General features: G+C 57.6%; 2 protein-coding genes. Both read left to right on the top strand.

Annotation, left to right across the window (positions count from 1 at the left end; translation table 11 throughout):
• Positions 1 to 20 precede the first annotated feature (20 nt).
• Positions 21 to 12,587 carry a non-ribosomal peptide synthetase gene (locus tag D9N14_RS10180; protein ID WP_290579272.1) on the top strand — a complete coding sequence of 4,189 codons (12,567 nt, stop codon included), beginning with the start codon at positions 21 to 23 and terminating at the stop codon, positions 12,585 to 12,587.
• Complete coding sequence (locus tag D9N14_RS10175; RefSeq protein ID WP_290579271.1) at positions 12,584 to 21,847, top strand: non-ribosomal peptide synthetase; 9,264 nt, start codon at positions 12,584 to 12,586, stop codon at positions 21,845 to 21,847. The genes D9N14_RS10180 and D9N14_RS10175 overlap by 4 nt, the downstream gene beginning before the upstream one ends.
• The last annotated feature ends 153 nt before the right edge of the window (positions 21,848 to 22,000 follow it).

Raw genomic sequence — 22,000 nt, 5'->3', positions numbered from 1 at the left:
ATCAATGGGCTATTAACTGAATGACTGATAAGAAGTTACTGAGCCGCCTGGCCAGTCTGACTCCGGAACAACGTGAAGCGCTGCTGAAACAGCTCAAGAAGAAAAAGGATCAGGGAGCAGAGCCCAGGAAAGATGCCATAACACGCTTCCAGCGCCAGGGAAACGACCGTGTTGCCATGTCCTATGCGCAACAACGGCTATGGTTTATCGACCAGCTTCAGTCCGGCAGTTCCAGTTACAACATTTCCGCAGCCCTGCGTTTGAAAGGTGCGCTGGATGTGGAAGCGCTGCGCATGAGCTTCGACGAAATCGTGCAGCGTCATGAAGTGCTGCGCACCACCTTCGTGTCGGAAGAGGGGCAGGGCCGTCAGGTCATCAATCAGCACCAACGCTGGGAATTGCCCACCATCAGTCTGGAGCCGCTGTCCAAGGAAGAGCAGGAGGAGGTGATCAAGGCACGCTTCAAGGGCGATGCCCATACCTCCTTCGATCTGATCAATGGGCCACTGCTACGGACCCGGCTGATCCGCCTGTCCAGTGTGGAGCATGTAATCATCGTCACCATGCACCACATCATCTCTGACGGTTGGTCCATGGGTGTGTTCATTCAGGAAATGGCGTTGTTGTATGACGCTTTCCGCCAGGATAAGACCTCGCCGTTAACTGATCTTTCCATTCAATATGCGGATTACTCTCTGTGGCAGCGGGAATGGCTGTCCGGGGATCGGCTGGAGCGTCAGCTGCGCTATTGGAAAACCCGCCTGGACGGCGTGCCGGTGCTGGAATTGCCGACGGACTATCCACGTCCGCCGGTACACAGTTATGACGGACGCAACCTGCAATTCTCACTTTCCAGGGAGTTGACCGCGGGTCTGAACGAGCTGGCCAAGCAGCAGGGCGTCACCCTGTTCATGGTGCTGTTGTCCGGGCTCCAGGTGCTGTTGCATCGTTACAGTGGTCAGGATGATATCTGTGTGGGCACGCCCATCGCCGGCCGCGTACGACCGGAAGTGGAAAAACTCATCGGTTGCTTCGTCAATACCCTCGCCATTCGCAGTGATCTGGAAAACAATCCCAGCTTTCTCGCCCTGCTGAAGCAGGTACAGCAGAACCTGACCGGCGCCTATGATCATCAGGATATACCATTTGAACGGCTGGTGGATGAGCTGGGCGTGTCGCGGGAGATGAGCCATACGCCGCTGTTCCAGGTGATGTTTGTGCTGCAGAATGCCACCACCGGCAGCCACCTCTCGTTGCCTGGTTTGGATATCGAGTTACTACCGGAAGAGTCCGAGACGTCGAAGTTCGACATCACCATCAACATGCGGGAAGACAAAGGGCAGCTGAAAGGCGATTTTGAGTACCGCACGGATCTGTTTTCCCAGGACACCATGCAGCGCATGGTGGGTCATTTCACCCGGCTGCTGACGCAACTGGTGGCCAACCCCGAACAGGGCATCGACACGGTGGATTTTTTACCGGCAGCGGAGCGCAACCAGTTGCTGTTGGGCTGGAACAACACCGCCACTGCCTATGAGCGTGACTCTGATGTGCTGGATGTGTTCCAAACCGTGTTGGAGGAAAGCCGTGCCCGGGTTGCGGTGAGCTGCGGTGATGATGCGCTTTCCTACGCTGAGCTGGACAACATGAGCAATCACATTGCCCACGCCTTGCTGGAGAAAGGCGTGGCAGCTGGTGATCGGGTTGGCCTGTGTGCCGAGCGCAGTATTGAAACCATTGCGGCCCTGCTGGGCATTCTGAAAGCCGGCGCGGCCTATGTGCCGCTGGACCCGGCCTATCCGGAAGACCGACTGCAGTACATGATCAGCGACAGCTCGGTGGCGTTGATCCTGGCCCATGGTCATCTGACGGAAAAACTGCCAGTGACGGAAGCGCAGCTGCTGTTGCTGGATGGCTTCCGGCAATCACGTGAACCGGTGGCCAAGCTGGAACTGCGGGTGGGTCCGCTGGCCCCGATTTATGTGATGTACACCTCCGGTTCCACCGGCAAGCCCAAGGGTATCGAAGTGATCCACCGCAACGTGGTGCGGTTGGTGCGCAATACCGATTTCATGCGCATGGATCCGGATCTGGCGTTTCTGCAATACGCGCCGATCTCTTTCGACGCCGCCACTCTGGAGATATGGGCGCCCCTGCTCAATGGTGGCAAAATTGTGGTGGCGCCCAAAGGGCAGCTGACCCCGGACGAAATTGGTACGGTGATCGCAGAGGGCGGGGTGAACGCTGCCTGGTTCACAGCAGCTTTGTTTCATTACATGGCGGAGTATCACATTGAGGTGTTCCGGCCGCTGCAACAACTGCTGGCCGGTGGGGATGTGCTGGCGCCGAAGATGGTACGTAAGGTGTTGGAGGAGCTGCCGGGTATTACGTTGATCAACGGCTATGGCCCCACAGAAAACACCACCTTCACCTGCTGTTATCCCATGGCTGCCATGGCGGATGTAAGGCACTCGGTGCCCATCGGCAGGCCCATTGCCAATACCACCGCCTATGTACTGGACAAGCAAATGCAACCGGTGCCCATCGGTGTTCCCGGTGAGTTATATACCGGCGGGGATGGTGTGGCCAATGGTTACCTGAACCGCGATGAGCTGAGTGCGGACGTGTTTCTGGATAATCCATTTGCCACCGCCAAAGGCGCGCGCCTTTATAAAACCGGGGACCTGGTGCGCTATTACGCCGACGGTCATCTGGAATATCTGGGCCGGGTGGATCAACAGGTCAAAATCCGCGGCTTTCGTATTGAATTGAGCGAAGTGGAGGATGCCCTCGGCAAGATCAACACCATCCGTGAAGTGGCGGTCATTGCGCGGGAGGATTCCCCCGGTGTGAAACGCCTGGTGGCCTACTACGTACCGGTGGAAGGGGCCAATCCCACCACCACAGAACTGCGCTCTGAACTGAAGCAGATCCTGCCGGAGTATATGATTCCATCGGCCTTTGTAGGATTGGATGGCCTGCCGGTTACCGCCAACGGCAAGTTGGACCGACGGGCTTTACCCAAACCGGAAATGGACGCCGAGTCTGCCTTGAAACGGGTGCCGCCGCGCACCGAAAAAGAGATGATCCTGGTGGACATCTGGAAACAGGTGTTGAACCTGGAAGAGTTGGGCATTCGCGACAACTTCTTCGAAGTGGGGGGTGATTCCATCCTCAGCATCCAGATCATCAGTCGGGCCAAATTGGCGGGCCTGCACATCACCACCAAGCAGATTTTCGAAAACCAGACCATTGAGGAACTGGCCGCGGTGGCCAGCGAAGTGGAATCGCCCGTGCTGGCGGAGCAGGGACTGGTGGAAGGGGAATTACGGCTGTCTCCAATTCAGCATTGGTTCTTCGATCACAAATTTGTGGATGAGCACCACTGGAACCAGTCTGTGCTGCTGGACGTCAAGGCCGAGCGCAGCCTGCAGTACAACGATCTGCGCCAGGCCCTGTGCGCGCTGGTGCTGCAGCATGATGCATTGCGCTTGCGCTTTGAGCGCACCGAGCAGGGTGTGCGTCAGTTCCTGGCCCCGGCAGCGGGCCTGGATACGGCGTCGTCAAGCGGCTTTGACAATCTGGTGCGGGTGGAAGAGATCGCCATCGACCCTGAGTCCGGTGCATCGGTGACAGCACACTGCGATCGTATTCAGGCATCCCTCAACCTGTTGTCCGGCCCCTTACTGGCCGCCGGACTGTTCACATTGCCGGGCGGTGAGCGCAAGCTGTTGCTGGTGTTGCACCATCTGGTGGTGGACGGCGTCTCCTGGCGTATTCTGCTGGAGGACTTCAACACTGCGTTAGAATGCGTACAGGCGCGGCAGGAAGTGAAACTGGGCTATAAAACCACGTCGTATAAGCAATGGGCCCAGGCCTTGCGCGAAGGCGTGGAGCTGGGGCATCTCAACAGTGAGATCGACTATTGGGAAACCGTGATCGAAAAAGAGAAGCCCGTACTGCCCCTGGACTACCCTGGCGGCAGCGCCACGGTGGCCGAAACGGTGGTGCATTCCGTCAAGCTGTCGGAGTCATTCACCCAATCCCTGCTGCGGGATGTGCATCAGGCCTATCGTACCGAGATCAATGACCTGCTGCTGACCGCGTTGGCCCGTGCCATCTCCGACTGGAGCGGCAACCTGGAAATCTACCTGGACCTGGAAGGCCATGGCCGGGAAACTTTCAGCGACAAGATTGACTTGAGTCGAACCGTCGGTTGGTTCACGTCCGTGTATCCGGTGCGACTGAAGTATGAAAACGGGCAATCGGTGCAGGACAATCTCAAGTCCATCAAAGAACAATTGCGGCACATTCCCGGCAAAGGGTTCGGCTATGGCGCCTTGCGCTATCTGGGCAGCCCCAAGCAAAACCGTTTGTTGTTGCAGGCGCCCCAGGCGGATCTGGTGTTCAACTACCTGGGCCAGTTCAACTCGCTGATCGAGAACAATCCCTGGTTTACGGTGGCGGCAGAAGATCGCGGCCATGAACACAGCCTGGAAAGTATTGATCCCCATCCCCTCAGCATCAACAGTCATATTGCCGGTGAGCAACTGCAGGTGGACTGGATATACAGCCGCTCCCTGTTCAAGCCGGAGACCATTCAAAAACTGGCACAGCAGTATATTTCCGCATTGGAGCAGTTGATCCAGCATTGCATTCAACCGGGCGTGTTTGGATACACCCCATCGGACTTTGCCCTGTCAGGACTGAATCAGGGACAGATCGACCGCCTGATCGGCAGTGAACGGGGTATCGAGTCGGTGTATCCCTTGTCGCCCATGCAGGAAGGTATGCTGTTCCACAGCCTGTTCGATAATGACGATGGTGTTTACTTCGAGCAGTTGAGCGTTGAAGTGTTGGGCGGCGTCAATCGGGAAACACTGAAACAAGCCTGGGGCAATGTGGTGAATCGTCACCCGGCCTTACGCAGTGCGTTCGTGTGGCAGGACATTGATCGGCCCCTGCAGATCGTGTACCACCAGATCAATATGGAAATCGTGGAGCTGGACTGGCGCCACCTGGGGGATGCCCAGGTGCAGGAGCGCCTGGACGCCTGGCTGGAAAAGGATCGCCAGCGCGGCTTTGATTTTGAACGGCCCGGACTGATGCGCCTGGCCTGGGTGGATCTGCCCGGCAATCGTTCCCGCCTGATCTGGAGCTTCCACCACATCGTGCTGGACGGTTGGTCCCTGCCGTTGGTAATGGGGGAAGTGTTCCAGACCTATGGTCTGATGATGAAAGGCGAAGACCCCCGTTTGCCACAGGCCGGTGCTTACGAGAATTTTATTTCCTATCTTGAAACCGTGGACAAAGGGGACGCTCTGCAGTTCTGGAAGCTGTATCTGGCTGACTTTGAAGCGGCAACACCGTTGCCGAACAAGCGTTCCTACAGTCTGACCAGCGAAAAGACGTTCCTGGAAAATGAATTGCTGTTGGACAGCGGATTCACCAGCCGGCTGCAGCAGTTTGCCCGCGATCAGCACGTGACCCTGAACACCGTGCTGCAGGCGGCCTGGGGTGTGCTGCTGGCGCGCTACAGTGGTGACCGCGATGTGGTGTTTGGTACCACGGTATCCGGGCGTCCGGCCGACCTGCCCAATGTGGAAAACATTGTGGGTCTGTTCATCAACACCCTGCCATTGCGCATCCAGCTGGACGGCAGCACCACCATCCTGCCGTTGTTGCAATCCATGCAGGACCAGCAAGTGGACCTGCGGCGCTTCGAATTCACTCCGCTGGTGGATATTCATCGGGTGTCCGGTGTGCCCGGTGATCAGAGCCTGTTCGACAGTATTCTGGTGTTCGAGAACTACCCGGTTGGGGAGGCGGTTCACAGCGCGGATGAGTTGATTGATTTTGGCCACATTACCACCATCGAGCATACAAACTTTCCCATGACGGTGATTGTGGAACCCAGTGATCAGCTGCGGGTGAAGTTATCCTACGATGCCAGCTGTTTTGACAGCGCCACCATTGCTCGGGTGCTGGATCACCTGAAAACCTTGTTGCACGGTATTCTGTCGCAACCGGATGTGCCCTTGTTGCGTTTGCCCATGTTGAGTGAGGTGGAACGCTCCCAGGTGCTGCATGAGTGGAACCCGGCGCCGGCCAACTATCCCCGCAACCTGTGTTTGCATCAGATTTTTGAGCGCCATGTAAAAGCCCATCCGGACCGGGTGGCGTTGATTGAAGGTGCCACTGAACTCAGTTATCAAGAGCTTAACCGCCAGGCCAATCAACTGGCCCGTTATCTGGCGGACCTGGGCGTGGCCGACGGTGCCTATGTGGGCATTGCGCTGGAACGCTCTAGCCGTATGATCGTCAGCATTCTGGCCACGTTGAAGCTGGGCGCGGCCTATGTTCCTCTGGATCCGGATTATCCGGCGGAACGGGTGGAGTACATGTTACGGGACACCCAGGCTCCGGTGGTGATCTCCATTACCGAGCTTTCGAGCAAGCTCAGCGCCATAGTGGCCAATGAGGAGATCCGCAGTAACCTGCTGTTACTGGACCAGGAAGAGGCGCAGATTGCCGGCAAAAGCGGTGACAATCTTATGCCCAATTTCGCCACGGATCCGCGGCGGGATGCCTATGTGATTTACACCTCCGGATCCACCGGTCGCCCCAAAGGGGTATTGGTGCGGCAGATCAGTGTGATCCGCCTGGTGCTGGACAGCAATTTCTTCACCCTGGACGCCACTGATCGGGTTTGTCACGTTTCCAACGTGTCTTTTGATGCGGCGATCTTTGACGTGTGGGCACCGTTGCTTAACGGTGCCGCCATGGTGCTGTTCACCAAGGATCAAATTCTGAACCCGGACCTGTTCCTGGAAGAGATGACCCGCACCGGTGCCAATACCTCCTTCATCACCACGGCGCTGTTCAATATGTACATGGCGACCGAGCAGCGCATCATCTCCCGCTTCAAATACCTGCTGGTGGGCGGTGAACCGCTGGACCCCAGTGTGATCCGTGCGGCAATCCGTCAGTGCAAGCCCAAGCATCTGATGAACGGCTATGGCCCCACGGAAAACACCACGTTTTCCACCTATAAAGACATTACGTTCCTGCCGGAACACGCCACCACCGTACCGGTGGGACGCCCCATCAGCGGCTCCACCGGTTATGTGCTGGATGAGTTCCTGCAGCCGGTCCCCATTGGCGTGAAAGGCGAGCTGTACGTGGGTGGCGATGGCGTTGCGGTGGGGTACCTCAACGATCCTGAACGTACGGCAAAATCCTTTATTCCCGATCCGTTTGCCTCTGATGCAGAGGCGCAGTTGTATCGTACCGGGGACATTGCCCGTTATAACGACGATGGCGAAATTGAAATTCTGGGGCGGGCGGACGATCAGGTGAAGGTGCGCGGCTTCCGTATTGAGTTGAGCGAGGTGGAAGCCAACTTGAGCCGGATTGACGTGGTACAGGATGTGGTGGTGCTGGTGAAACTGGACGCCGACAACCAGAAACGTCTGGTGGCCTACGTCAAGCTGGACGGAGCAGGTGATGCCCAGTCGTTGCGGCAAATGGCGCTGGAATACCTGCCCAAACATATGGTGCCGGCCTCGTTCACGGTGTTGCAGGATTTTCCGTTGACCTCCAATGGCAAGGTGGATAAGCGTGCCTTGCCGGAGCCCGTGTTCGAGAAGCAGGGCGAATCCGAATACGTGGCACCGCGGGATGAAAAAGAACGCACCCTGGTCAACATCTGGGAGCAGGTGTTGAAAGCCGACACCGTGGGCATTCACGACAATTTCTTTGAGCTGGGTGGGGATTCCATCCTCAGTATCCAGATCATCAGTCGTGCCAAGCGGGCGGGTATTCACATCACCGCCAAGCAGATCTTTGACTACCAGACCATTGCAGAGCTCAGTGAAGTGGCGCGTGAACTGCAGGATGTGGTACTGGCGGAACAGGGTCTGATCAGCGGCGACATTCCCCTCACCCCGATTCAACATTGGTTTGTGCAGAATCACCACGTGCGCCCCCAGCACTTCAATCAGTCATTGATGCTGAAAGTGGATAAGCGGGTGCACATGGATCAATTGAAGCTGTGTCTGGAATCCATTCTCTATCAGCACGATATGCTGCGTGCCCGTTTCCAGCAGGATGGCCAACGCTGGCGGCAGCACTATCATCCGGTGGAAGAGGTGAGTGAGTTGCTGGAAGCCTGCTTCGATCAGGTTTATCTGGCCGGGTTGCCCGAGAATCTGCGCGGTGACCAGATTGAGCATGTGGCCAATAAGGCCCAGGCCACCCTCAATCTCAGTGAGGGCCCTGTGGTGCGCTTTATCTATTTTGATCTTGGAGATTCGGAACCGGCCCGGCTGGCGCTCATCGTGCACCACCTGGTGGTGGATGTATTCTCCTGGCGCGTGCTGTTGGAAGATCTGCAAACGGCGCTGGGTATGGTGTTGCGGGGTGCCAAGATCGATCTGGGCAGCAAAACCACCTCGTTCAAGCAATGGGCTGAAGGCTTACAGAGCCTGGCGCAATCTGCGGAGTTGCAAGCAGAGTATCGTTATTGGGCCGCAGCACAGAACACGCCAGTTGCCACTTTGCCAAGACTGTCAGCCGACACCAATACACCTCTCAATACGGTGGGCTCGGTGCAGGTTGTGGAACGCAGCCTTGCCGCTGATCTGACCGACCGCTTGCTGAAGAAGACTGCGAAAGCCTATCGCACGGAAATCAATGACCTGTTGTTGACCGCATTGCAGCGCACCCTGGCGGATTGGACCGGCCAGGCAGCGGTGCAGGTGGATCTGGAAGGCCATGGTCGGGAGTTCATCAGTGAGCAGTTTGATATCAGCCGCACCGTAGGTTGGTTCACCAGTATCTATCCCGTCGTACTGACGGTGGATGCCAACGAGGGCGAGGCCGCCGATATTGGACGTGCTATCAAAGCCATCAAACAACGCCTGCGGGAAGTGCCCCGCAAAGGTCTTTCCTACGGTTTATATCGCTATCTGAATCCAGAGCCGGCGATGCAATCTGCGGTGTCTGAAATCAGTTTCAACTACCTTGGGCAATTGGACCAGGTGGTGGAAGAGGGTGGTTTCATCAGTCAGGCGCCGGAGCATTGTGGTGAGGAGATCTCCCCTCTTGGTGTGCGCCAGTATCTGATTGAGGTCAGCGCCCGGGTACAGAACGGACAGCTCGCCATGGCCTGGCGCTACAGCAAGCACCTCCACGATCAGGCGACCATGGAACAGCTGGCGGAAGGTTATCTGTCTCACCTGAATGCCATCATTGAACATTGCAGCCAGGGCCAGGCGTTTGGTTACACGCCGGCGGACTTCCCGTTGGCCCAATTGACCCAGGCCCAGGTGGATACCTTATCCAGTGTGGCCAATATCGAAACCATCCTGCCCCTTTCACCAGTGCAGGAAGGCATGCTGTTCCATGCGCTGTACGAGCCCGGCTCCTGGGTTTACTTCGACCAGATCATTGTGCCCATCCAGGGCCAGGTCGATGAAGCCGCGATGTTTGATGCCTGGCGAACCGTGGTGGCGCGGCACCAGATTCTGCGCACCGGTTTTGTGTGGGAAGGCTTGAACCGGCCCCTGCAGGTGGTGCTGGAGGAGGTGGACATCGACATCCAACGTTATGACTGGTCCAGTCTGGATGTGGACGCCGCAGACGCGAAGTTCAGGCGTTTCCTGCAGGATGATCGCAATCTGGGCTTCAATTTCAAGCGCCACGGCGTCATGCGCCTGAGTTGGATCACTTTGCCCAACCGTGAATACAAACTGGTGTGGAGCTTCCACCATATTCTGTTGGATGGCTGGTCCATGCCGGTGGTTTTCGGTGAGCTGTTTGCCACCTATGAGTCGCTTGTGGCCGGGCAGGAAGCCGTGCTGCCGGCCGCGCCGCGCTACCAGGACTTTATTGCCTGGCTGGTGGCGCAGAACGCGGATGCGGCCTTTGATTTCTGGCGCAACTATCTGGCCGGGTTCACTGCGCCCACGCCGATCCCGGTGAAAAACGCCCCGGCCTGGGTGGCAGAAAAACTGCGGACCGAAGAATCGGCATCGCGCTATCGGGAAAAAGAAATCGCCATCAGCGGCAGCCTGCTGAAAGGCCTGCAGGATGTAGCCAAACGTTATCGCGTCACCCTGAATCATATTGTGCAGGGAGTCTGGGGCCTGCTGCTGCATCGTTACAGCGGTGAGCATGACGTGCTGTTCGGCACCACCGTGTCCGGCCGACCGGCAGAGTTGCCCGGCATCGAAGTGATGGTGGGCTTGTTCATTAACACGTTGCCCATGCGCCTGGAAATTAAACCCGGTGCCAACTTCATTGATTGGTTGCAGGAACAGCAGGCATTGCAGTCCGAGGTTAAAAATTACGAATACAGCTCCCTGGTGGAAGTGCAGAAGGCCAGCGCCCTGTCGTCCAAACAGGCGCTGTTCGAGTCCATTCTGGTATTCGAGAACTACCCCATTGACGAAGCACTGGAGGAAACCCAGGCATCGCTCAATATCGGCGAAGTGGAAGCCTTCCAGCAGACCAACTTCCCCCTGACCCTGATTGTGATTCCCGGCAAAGAACTGGTGTTGCGTTTCTCCTACGACAGTTTCCAGTTTGAGCAAGATACGATTCAGCGCATGCTCACCCATATTGAACACATGCTGCTGACGATTCAGGGAACGCCTTCCATACGCCTTAACGAAATCCCCCTGTTGAGCATGCGGGAAGAGCAGCAGTTGGTGCACACCTGGAATGACACGGGATCTCTGTTTGCCTCAGAATCCACCCTGGTGCAGTTGTTTGAACAACAGGTGAGCCGCCATCCCAATGCCGTTGCCTGGGAATACGGGGCGCAGAAAATTACCTATGAACAGCTTAACCAGCGGGCCAACCGCCTGGCCCGACAGTTGATGTCCCAGGGCGTCAAACCCGGGCAGGATGTGGCCATCAGTTTTCACCGCTCCTTGAGTATGCTGGAAGCCATGCTGGCGGTGCTGAAGGCCGGCGCGGCCTATGTGCCCATTGATCCGGAGTATCCCCGGGAGCGTATTGAGCATATTGTGCAGGATACGGCGACGCCGGTGCTGATCACCTTCCGTGACAATGTGGACAACCTGCAGCAGCTGTCCGCGGGCGCAGCTGATTCGGTGCTGGCCATTGAACAATTGTTGGAAACCAGTGCCAGCCTGTCGCCGGAAAACCCGAATGTGCCACTCCCCAACGGCAGTCGCTCCCGCGCCTATGTGATTTACACCTCGGGTTCCACCGGCAAGCCCAAAGGGGTATGCGTGCCGCAGGTGGCGGTGAGCCGCCTGGTGCTGAATACCGATTATGTGGATCTCAAACCCGGTCATCGGATGGGGCATGCGTCGAACGTGTCATTCGACGCGGCCACCTTTGAGTTCTGGGGTGCGTTGTTGAATGGCGGCACTCTGGTGTGTGTGGATCGGGATACGGCGCTCAATCCGGAGCAGTTTGCGGAAGTGATTGCCCGCGACAACATCGAGGTGCTGTTCATTACCACGGCGCTGTTCAATGCACTGTCGAAACAAAAACTGGATGTCTTCGCCGGTCTGGAATACTGCCTGTTCGGTGGTGAGGCCTGTGACCCCAACCAGGTCAAAGCGGTTATCGAATCCGGTGCTGGACCCCGTCACCTGCTGCACGTATATGGTCCTACCGAGAACACCACGTTTTCTACCTGGCACGAAGTGTCCCAGGTGCTGCCCGGGTCGACCACCATTCCCATTGGCAGGCCTCTGGCTAACAGCACACTCTATGTGCTGGATGAATCACTGCGCCCGGTGCCCATCGGTGTGAACGGGGAAATCTACGTGGGCGGGTTGGGCCTGGCGGATGGCTATCTGAATCGGGATGACCTGACGGCGGCAGCATTCATTGAACACCCGTTCCGCCCCGGTGAACGTCTGTATAAAACCGGCGATCTGGGGCGCTTGCTGGCCAATGGTGCCCTGGAAATCTCCGGGCGCATGGATGACCAGGTGAAGATCCGTGGCTATCGGATTGAGTTGGGGGAGATCGAAACAGCCCTCAACCAATTGACGGATGTAAAGGAGGCGTCGGTGGTGGTGCGCAGCATGGCCAACGGCTCGCGCCAGCTGGTTGCCTATTGTCAGCGTCGAACGCCAGGTCAGGAGGTGTCCATCGCCGAGCTGAAATCCAGGCTAAAACAAACGCTTCCGGATTATATGGTGCCCAGCGCCATTGTTATGCTGGACCGATTGCCACTGAATCCCAATGGCAAAGTGGACAAGAAGGCATTGCCCGAACCCGCGGCGGAGCACTTCGCCGCCAATCAGTTTGTGGCGCCCCGCAATGACATCGAGCAGAGTCTGGTGGGCATCTGGCAGGAAGTGCTGGAGTTGGAGCAGGTGGGTGTGTTCGATGACTTCTTTGATCTGGGTGGCCATTCCCTGTTGATCAACAAGGTTGCGACCCGCCTGCAACAGCAGTTGGGCGTTGAGTTGCCCTTGCGCACATTATTTGAAGTGCCCACGGTGGCGGCTTTGGCTGAAATTATTCAAAGCCTTTCCGGTACCAGCGCGGATGCTGATGAGTGGGATGATGAAGATTATGAGGAAGGTTCTCTATGACGGTGTATGAGCTGATGGCTAAGTTGGGTGCTGCGGGCATCAAACTGTGGGTGGAGGATGGCCAGCTCAAATTCAAAGCGCCCAAGGGAGCGCTCACAGCGGACCTGAAGCAGCATCTGGTGGCGCAGAAAGCGGCGGTGATTGCGTTTCTGTCAGAAACCCGCATCGGTGAATCCGGTGGCGAATCGCAGATTCCTTTGGCTGACCGCAGCCAGCCGCTGCCGTTGTCCCATGCCCAGCAACGTTTGTGGTTTATCGAACAGCTCACGCCGGGTAGCAGCACCTTTCACATTCCGGCGGCGCTCTACCTGACCGGAATCCTGGATGTGCCGGCGTTGCAGCGGGCGTTTCTGCAATTGATCCAACGCCATGAAGCCCTGCGTACCCTGTTCATTCAGGAGGGCGAGGAACCCACCCAGGTGATACAGGACGTCGATCACTTTGAGATCCCCTTTGAATCCCTGCTGGATCTGCCGGAGGAGCAGCGACTGGCGGAAGTGAAAGCCCGGGTTGAAAAGGAAGTGCGCACCTCGTTTGATCTGGGGGCGGGGTTACCGATACGAGCGCGCTTATATCAATTGGACGACAACAAGCACGGCTTGATCGTTACCATGCATCACATCGTCACCGATGGCTGGTCCATGGGGATTTTTGTGCGGGAGATTTCCGCGCTCTATGCAGCGCAACGCATGGGGGCACAGGCTCCGTTACCGGAATTGCAGATTCAATACGCGGACTTTGCCGCCTGGCAGCGGGAATGGCTGCATGGGGATGAGCTGGAACGTCAACTGGGTTACTGGCGTCGGGACCTGGATCGGGCGCCGGCACAGCTGGCATTGCCCTTCGACCGCCCCAGGCCGGCCCTGCAAACCCTGAACGGGGCAACGCAGGACCTGCAACTTTCACCAGCCACCCTGGCATCCTTGCGGGCTGTCGCGCGGGCGTTCGACACCACTCTGTATGTGGTGATGCTGACTGCCTATAAAGTTGTGCTGGCAAAGTGGGCGCAACAGAACGATGTCTGTGTGGGCATGCCCATCGCAGGTCGTACCCGGGCCGAGGTGGAGGGGTTGATCGGATTTTTCGTCAACACCCTGGTGATTCGCACTCAGCTGGATGGTAACCCTTCATTGCGTGAGATTTTGGCGCAGGTGAAGGAAAAGGTGTTGGGTGCCCAGAGCCATCAGGACGTTCCCTTTGAAGCCATTGTGGAAGAACTGAATACGCCCAGGAACCTCAGCTTCTCTCCGCTTTATCAGGTGGCCATGTCTCTGACCAGTGGAGAGGGTACGGCCAAAAAGGCGATGGTGGGCGGGCTTGAAATTGAACCCATGCCCATTGAGCTGGTGGCTGCGCGCCTGGACATGACCCTGATGTTGGTGGACCACGGCGATAGCGTCGACGGCATGCTGGAGTACAATACCGACCTGTTCGATGCTCAGACCATGGCGTTGTTTCTGGAACATTTCCAGACAGCGCTTCAACTGTTAGGCGACAACCTGGATCTGCGCATCGCCGCCCTGGGGTTGTACGAGCCCGAGGCGCTGATCAATACGCTGGGTCAGGGTCAACCGGTGGCGGCAGTGTTGCCGCTCACGCCCATGCAACGGGATTTTTGCCTGGACAGCCTACGGGAGCCCGACTCAAATCGTAATACCATCGGTTACTACGTGAGAGTGCCCGAGTTGCCCAGTGCTCAGGTCATTGCAGCGCTGCAATCGGTGGCCGATGCCAATCCCTTCCTCCGGAGCCGGATTCGTGCCGGAACTCTGCCGGGCAGCGAGCCGCTGTATCAGGTGATTCTGGAACAGGATGCAATTCAGTTACAGACACTGGACTGGCGCTCTTCTGATATGGAAGCCAATGACGCAACGCTGACTGCATTGGCGTTGCCATCCTGGAATGTAGACGACCAACCTTTGATCCGGTATTTCTGGGTGGATGCAGACGCCGGCGAACATTACCTGGTGGTCGCTGCCCATCATGCCATTTTTGATGGCATCAGCAAGTTGCGGCATTTTCAGCAGTTCGCCGCGGCGCTCAAGGGTGAAGCTCTTGCCGCGGTTCCCGTTGCACAGGTGAGCCAATGGGTTACCGAGCGTGCAGCCAAATTCGACCGTGCGGACAGCCTGGCGTTCTGGGCCAATCAGTTGAGTGAATACGATACCCCTGCACTGAAAAAACCGGATGCAGGAGCAGTAGTGGTTCACAGTTGGTCCATTGAAGGGCCAGCGTTTGCCTGCTTGGCCCGCTGGTGTGAGGCGAACTCGGTTTCGCTTGCCAATTATTTGCGTACGCTGTACACCCTGGCGTTGCAGCAATGCTTCTATCATTCGGAACCCTTTGTGTTGGTGGACGCGGCCGGCGGTCGTGATGCCACAACGGAGCATTGGCTGGGTTGTGCGTTTCAGTTTGTGCCACACATTCAACACCGGCCTGAGGCGGATGGCGTTCTGGATCTGCTGCAACAAAACCGTGCATGGAAAAAATCCGTCGGTGATGCCCAGTTCGTTTCCATGCTGGCGCGGTCCACTCTGGTATCCAAAGAGGCCTTGGAGTTCCAGTACAATTACCGTCTGCCGGAGATCAGCGGTCCGGTTGATCTGCTGGGCGAACCTGCAATTCTTTGCCCGGTGCAGCCGGACAATGCCGGCACCGTGAAACTGCTGGTCACGCCCGCAGCGACGTCGGTGCAGTTGCGTTTGAGTCATCGTCAGCATGAGTTCAACGGCTTTGACCTGCTGCAACGCATGTCACAGGTACACGACCAGATTCAGGCCGGCGCCACCGGTCTGCAGGAACTGGATTGGCTGTTGCCACAGGAACGCAAACAACTGCTGCAATTTGCCCAGGGGCAAATCCGTGACGTGGGGCCAAACCTGCTGCAGCGGTTTGAGGCGCAAGTAAAAAAGCAGCCGGATGCCGTGGCGGTGATTCATGGGGAGCGTTCATTAACCTATGGCCAACTGGACACACTGAGCAATCAGGTGGCGAATCTGCTGCTGGCAAAAGGGGTCAGTCGTAGCGCCAAAGTTGCACTCTGTGTCAGCCGCAACCTGAACCTGCTGCCTTTGTTTCTGGGAGTGATCAAAACCGGCGCCGCTTATGTGCCCCTGGATGTGAATTATCCCGCTGAGCGCATTGCGTTTATTGTAGAGGATTCCGGTGCGGAGCTCCTGATCACAGAGCAATGCGTGTGTGAGCGCTGGTTGCCGGGGCAGGCACAACCGCAGCCATCGCGAATGCTGCTGGCGGATGAGCTTGAGACTCTGCTGGCCGGGGTTTCCCATTCGGCTCCGGCGGTGACCATTGATCCTGAGGATACCCTCTACTATGTGTACACCTCCGGTTCCACCGGGCAACCCAAGGGCGCCGGCGTTTACCATCGCGGCGAAGCCAACCTGCTGGATTGGTATCTGGAGTTGCTGCAACCCAACGCCGAAGACCGGTTTCTTTTAATTTCCGCCCTGGGGTTTGACCTGACCCAGAAGAACCTGTTTGCGCCGCTCTGCAGCGGTGCCGCCCTGGTGCTGCCATCCAGTGAAGCCTACGACCCGGACAGTCTACTGGTGGACATTGCCCGGCACCGTGTCAGCATCATCAATGGTGCGCCATCCGCCTTTTATCCCTTACTGGAATCCGCGGAACACACCGGCAGCCTGCGCCATCTGGTGATGGGGGGGGAGCCGATTCGCGTCGACCTGGTGCGGGAATGGCTGGCGCGCCCAGGCATCCGCGCCACGCTCACCAACAGTTATGGCCCCACCGAATGCAGTGATGTGGTGGCGTATTACTCCACCTCCAGTTTACCGTCGGAACAGGCGGTGATTCCGGTGGGCCAACCCATTGCCAATACCCACCTTTACGTGGTGAACCAACAGGGTAACCTGATGCCTCTGGGTGCTGCCGGCGAGCTGCGCATCGCCGGTGCCGGTGTCGGCGCGGGCTACTGGAACCGACCGGATCTGGATGCGGACGTGTTCAGCTCCTGTCCCTACGGCGCATCACGTTGGTACCGTACCGGGGACATCTGTCGGCTTAATTCCAATCTGGAAATTGAATATATTGGCCGTACTGATTTTCAAGTGAAGTTGCGCGGGCTGCGCATCGAGCTGGGTGAAGTGGATGCGCAGCTGAAAGCGTTGTCAGGTGTCAAGGATGCCCTGTGCCTGGTGAGGAATGACACGCTGATTGGTTATGTGCTGGCGGATAACGCGTTGGATGCAGATCAGGTGCGCCCACTGTTGGCCAACACTTTGCCGGAGTTCATGGTGCCTGCTGCCATCGTCACCGTGCCGGTGTGGCCGTTGACCCCCAATGGAAAGATCGATCGCAAGGCGCTGCCGGAACCGGTGCTGGATGGCAGCGGCGAGTTTGTCGCCCCCCGTAATGACAGCGAACAGCAGATCGCCGATATCTGGTGCCAGGTATTGAAGCGGTCGGAGATCAGCGTCAAGGCCAACTTTTTTGAAGCCGGTGGCCATTCCTTGTTGGCTACCCAGGTGGTGTCGAGGATTCGCAAGGCGTTCGCGGTGGAGATCTCGGTGCGGGCCCTGTTCGAAGCACCCACTATAGAAAAACTGGTGCGTTATATCAGCACTGCAGCCGCCCCCAGTGCGGATGCTCCGCCGTTATTGCCCCTGGACCCACCGAACCGGGATACCCTGTCCTTTGCCCAGTACCGACTCTGGTTTGTGGATCAGTTGAATCAGGGCAGCAGCGAGTACAACCTGCCGTCTGCGCTGAAAATCAGTGGCCCCCTGGACGTCAGCGTACTGGATCGGGTGTTTGGCGAGATCGTGGCGCGTCATGAAGTTCTGCGCACCAATTTCGGTGATGCGGACGGCATCCCGCAACTGATTGTGCACGAACCCCGGGCCTGGCATTCCGAGATTGAAGATCTCACCGGATTGTCAGCGCAGCAACAGCAACAACGGGTAACCCAACTGGTGGATGAGGACGCCGCCCGGGTATATTCATTGCAGCAGGAGCCCCTGCTGTCCACCCGCATTGTCAAGCTGGCGCCGCACACCCATATCCTGCTGCTCAACATGCACCATATCGTCTCCGACGGATGGTCCCTGGGGGTAATGGTGCAGGAGATCCAGGCGCTGTATCCGGCGTTTGTGGCTGGTCAGCCGTCACCTTTGCCACCACTCCCCATTCAATATTCGGATTTTGCGGTTTGGCAACGCAACTGGTTGCAGGGCACGACCCTGGAGGCATTGCGGGAATACTGGCAGGAGGCATTGCGCGGTGCCCCGGATGTACTGCGCCTGCCCACGGACAAACCGCGGCCCAAGCACCAGACCTTCAACGGTGCCCACTTTTCGCTGCAATTGGGCAGTGCACTGTCAGACAAACTCAACCGCTTCTGTGAACAGCGGGACCTGACCCCGTTTATGGTATTGATGGGGGCTTATCAGATTCTGTTGTCCCGTTATTCCGGGCAGCGTGACATCTGTGTGGGCATTCCCATTGCCGGACGCAACCGGGCGGAGCTGGAAGGATTAATCGGGTTTTTCATCAATGGCCTGGTGATCCGTACCCGAATGGAGGGCAACCCCTCCGCGGAAGACTATCTGCAACAGGTGAAAGAGGTGGCATTGGGAGCCTATGCCCATCAGGACATGCCCGCGGATCTGTTGTTGGACGCCATCAAACTGGAACGCACCGCGGACACCTCACCCGGTGCCCAGGTGGGTTTTGCCCTGCAGAACGTGGCCCAGGAAAACCTGCAGGCGGAAGCCGCCGGCCTGACCATTGAAACCGTGCCCCGGGAACACAAGACCGCCAAATATGAGCTGTCCCTGATTCTGCAGGAGTCGGAAGAGGGGTTTGGCGGAGTATTCGAGTACAACACCGATCTGTTCCTGGAATCCAGTATCGCCCGCATGAGCCGCCATTTCGTCCGCCTGCTGGAGCAGATGATCGATCAACCGGAGCACATGATCGACCAGTTGGAACTGTTCCCGCTGGACAGTCTGTATGAGCTGTTGGAACTGGATGCATCCCAGTGCGCATTGAGAACACTTTCCCCCATGCAGCGGGATATGTACCTGGATACGTTGCTGGAGCCCGACACCCTGAAAAACAGTCTCGGCTATCACTTTATCACTGACGGTGAGTTTGATGTTGAGCAATGGGTGACAGTAAGCCAGCAGATGGTACAGCAACATCCTTTATTGCGGGCCCGGATTCTGCGGGTCGATCTTCCTTATACCGATGTTGCCTATCTGCACATTCCCCATGAGGGCGCGATTAACCTGACCGTGGAAGACTGGAGCCAGCGGCAAACCAGCGATGCAGAGGCGGCGGATCATGCCCGCAATCTGATTTGGCAACCCTACGATATCCACGGTGAGCTGAGCCAGTACTTTGTCATCAAGCTCAACGGCGGGCGTCATCTGGTGGTGTTCCGCATGAATCATATTGTTCTGGATGGCGCCGGTATGGCGGTCCATTTAATGAACGCCATTGCCGGTGCCGAAGCATTGAAATCCGGGCAGGCTTGCCCGGCGGTACCGGACATTTTTGACCAGTATGTCGAAGACAACAGCCGTCGCACGGACAGCGCCGCGGTGCTGCAATTCTGGCAGCAGCAAAGCCAATCTCTGGAAGCACTGGATTTCTCTTTGCCACCTGAACACCAGGGCCATGGCGTCCGGGTTGAGAAATCCTTACGCTTGCCAGATGCCCACTGGCAACGCTTACAGGCCTTTTGTCGTGAGCAGAAGATTACCCCGTCCCTGTATTTCAAAGCGTTGTATGGATTGCTGATCAACGCCTATTGCCGGGGTGAGGATGATTTCTATATTTCGGAAGTGGTGGGCGGCCGCGTCGGGCAACACAAGCGCGCCTTCGGGAATTATTTTCAGGTGCTGCCGGTGGTGTTTCCCAAACACCTGTTTGTGGATCATGCACCCGTGAGTGCCTTGTTTGAGCACATCAGGCAGTACCGCAAGTCGTTGCGGACCCATGCGAATATTTCCCTGCTGGCCCAGCGTCGCCTGTTACCCCAGGGGCGGCTGCACTTCATGTTCAACTATTACAATTTCATCCCCTCGATGACATTGCATGGCACCGAGATCAAACTGAAGGCGTATCCACAGGTGCAGGATGGCCCGGTTCAGTTTGTGGTGCAGGAACAGGATGGTTACCTGGATCTCAACCTGATTTATCTGGATGACCTGTTCACCGACCTTGCCTTTCTGCAACGCATCGAACACCTCAGTGAGCAGGTGCTGGAAGAGGCGGTGGAAGGAGTCGCGACATCCACCCGGAAAGCCACCGGGAAAGCCGGGATGGACATCCAGAGCCTGGAGCTACGGCTCAACGCTGAACTGTCCTCCACCGGCAAGATCACCCGGGATGAATCCAGCGCTGACGCCGGGCTGCATTACCCTACGGTGGTGCATGGATTCCTGCAGCAGGTACAGCTGACCCCGGCGGCAGTGGCGGTGCAACAGGGAACCCGGCAGCTCAGTTACCAAGCGCTGGATCAGCAGTCCTCCGCACTGGCCGCACACCTGCACAGCCTGGGTGTGGAGAAGGGGCATCGGGTGGGGATCTGCCTGGACCGGAGCGTGGAACTGCTGGTGTCGGTGCTTGCTGTCCTGAAGTGTGGCGCAGCCTATGTGCCGATGGATTCCAATTACCCTCCGGAACGGCTGGCCTACATTCTGCGGGATTCTGCTGCATCCATTGGCGCCTCCGCACCGGTCTTGATCACCCAGCGTTGTGTCCGTGAGCGTTTGACCGGCATCATCGACGCCGCTGACTGTGCATTGGTGGAGTTGGATGGGGATACCCGGTGGCGGGATGCCGCTGCGGCCACTGTTATGCCATTTTCGGCCCTGACGTCGCCTCATTTGCCTAGCGCTGATGACACCATATACGTCATCTACACCTCCGGCTCCACCGGCCAACCCAAGGGTGCCCAGGTGACCCATGGGGGCGAGGTCAACCTGCAGAACTGGTATGTGAATGATCTGGGTATCGGGGCGGAGGATCGCTTCCTGCTGGTCAGCGCGTTTGGCTTTGACCTGACCCAGAAGAATCTGTTTGCCCCCTTACTGGTGGGGGGCTGTCTGGTGATTCCGGAGATGGATGAGTTCGATCTGGATGTGGTGGCGGGCACCCTGGTGCGGGAGCGGATTACCGTGGTGAACTGCGCTCCCAGTGCGTTTTACCCTCTGGTGGAAGACGGTTCCACGCCGGGCTATCCGTTCCCGGACCTGCGTTATCTGGTGTTGGGCGGGGAGCCCATTCGTCTACCCGCGCTGCAGGGCTGGCTGGCGCAATCCCGTTGCAAGCTGGTGAACAGCTATGGGCCCACGGAGTGTACGGATGTGGTGGCCTATCACATTCATGACCCGCAGCAATCGTCCTTGCAGCAGGGTTCGGGTCTTCCCATTGGTAACGCCATTGGCGGGGCGGATTTGTTTGTGGTGGACAGCGCTGACCATCGCCTGCCCGCGGGCATTGTAGGGGAGCTCTGTATCGCCGGCTCCTGTGTGGGTCAGGGTTATGTCAACAAACCGGAACTGACAGCGGCGGTCTTCAACCCCAATCCGTACGGAGCAGGGCAGTGGTACCGCACCGGTGACCTGGTGCGGCAGCGTGCCGACGGTGCCATTGATTACATCGGGCGAAAGGATTTTCAGGTGAAAATCCGGGGTCTGCGCATCGAATTGGGGGAGATCGAGGCCGCGTTGAAACGGATCAGCGGTGTAGTGGACAGTTTGACCCTGGTGCGCAACGAACAACTCATTGCCTATGTGGTGTCGGCCCAGAACCAGTCCACGGAGCAGGTGCGCAGTACACTGCGGCAGTCCCTGCCGGACTACATGGTGCCGGCGGTGGTGGTCACCCTGCCGCGTTGGCCCTTGACTCCCAATGGCAAGGTGGACCGTAACGCCCTGCCGGACCCGGAGCACTCCGGTCGGCCGGAATACGTGGCGCCGCGCAACGAAACCGAGGAAAAACTGGTGGAAATCTGGCGGGAAGTACTGGGCGTGGAGAAAATCGGTATTCACGACAGCTTCTTCGATCTGGGTGGGCATTCCCTGTTGGCCGCCAGAGCGGTGGCCAAATTCAGGCAGGTATTCGAGGTGGACATCCAGCTGCGGTCGCTGTTCGAATTGCATACCGTCGCTGATATTGCCCAGTACCTGGATACCATGAAGTGGGCGGCGCAGGCCGCAGAACAGGCCTCCGGTGGGGAGTCCGAAGCCGGTCGCGACGAAGGCTTCCTTTAGACGAAGGCTTCCTATCGTTATATCTGCTTTATTTTGATACGGGTTCGCCGCTTCTCAGCCACCGATCCACTGTGGCCAGGTGATAGGGGTTATACGGTGATAGGGGTTATACTTAGCCAAGGTATAACCCTTGTTGCTAAATGGATTAGGTGG

Source organism: Ketobacter sp. (assembly GCF_003671495.1).
In the GTDB taxonomy this organism is placed as follows: Bacteria; Pseudomonadota; Gammaproteobacteria; order Pseudomonadales; family Ketobacteraceae; genus Ketobacter.
Note: the sequence above shows the minus strand (reverse complement) of the source record. Positions and strands in the feature narration are given on the sequence as shown.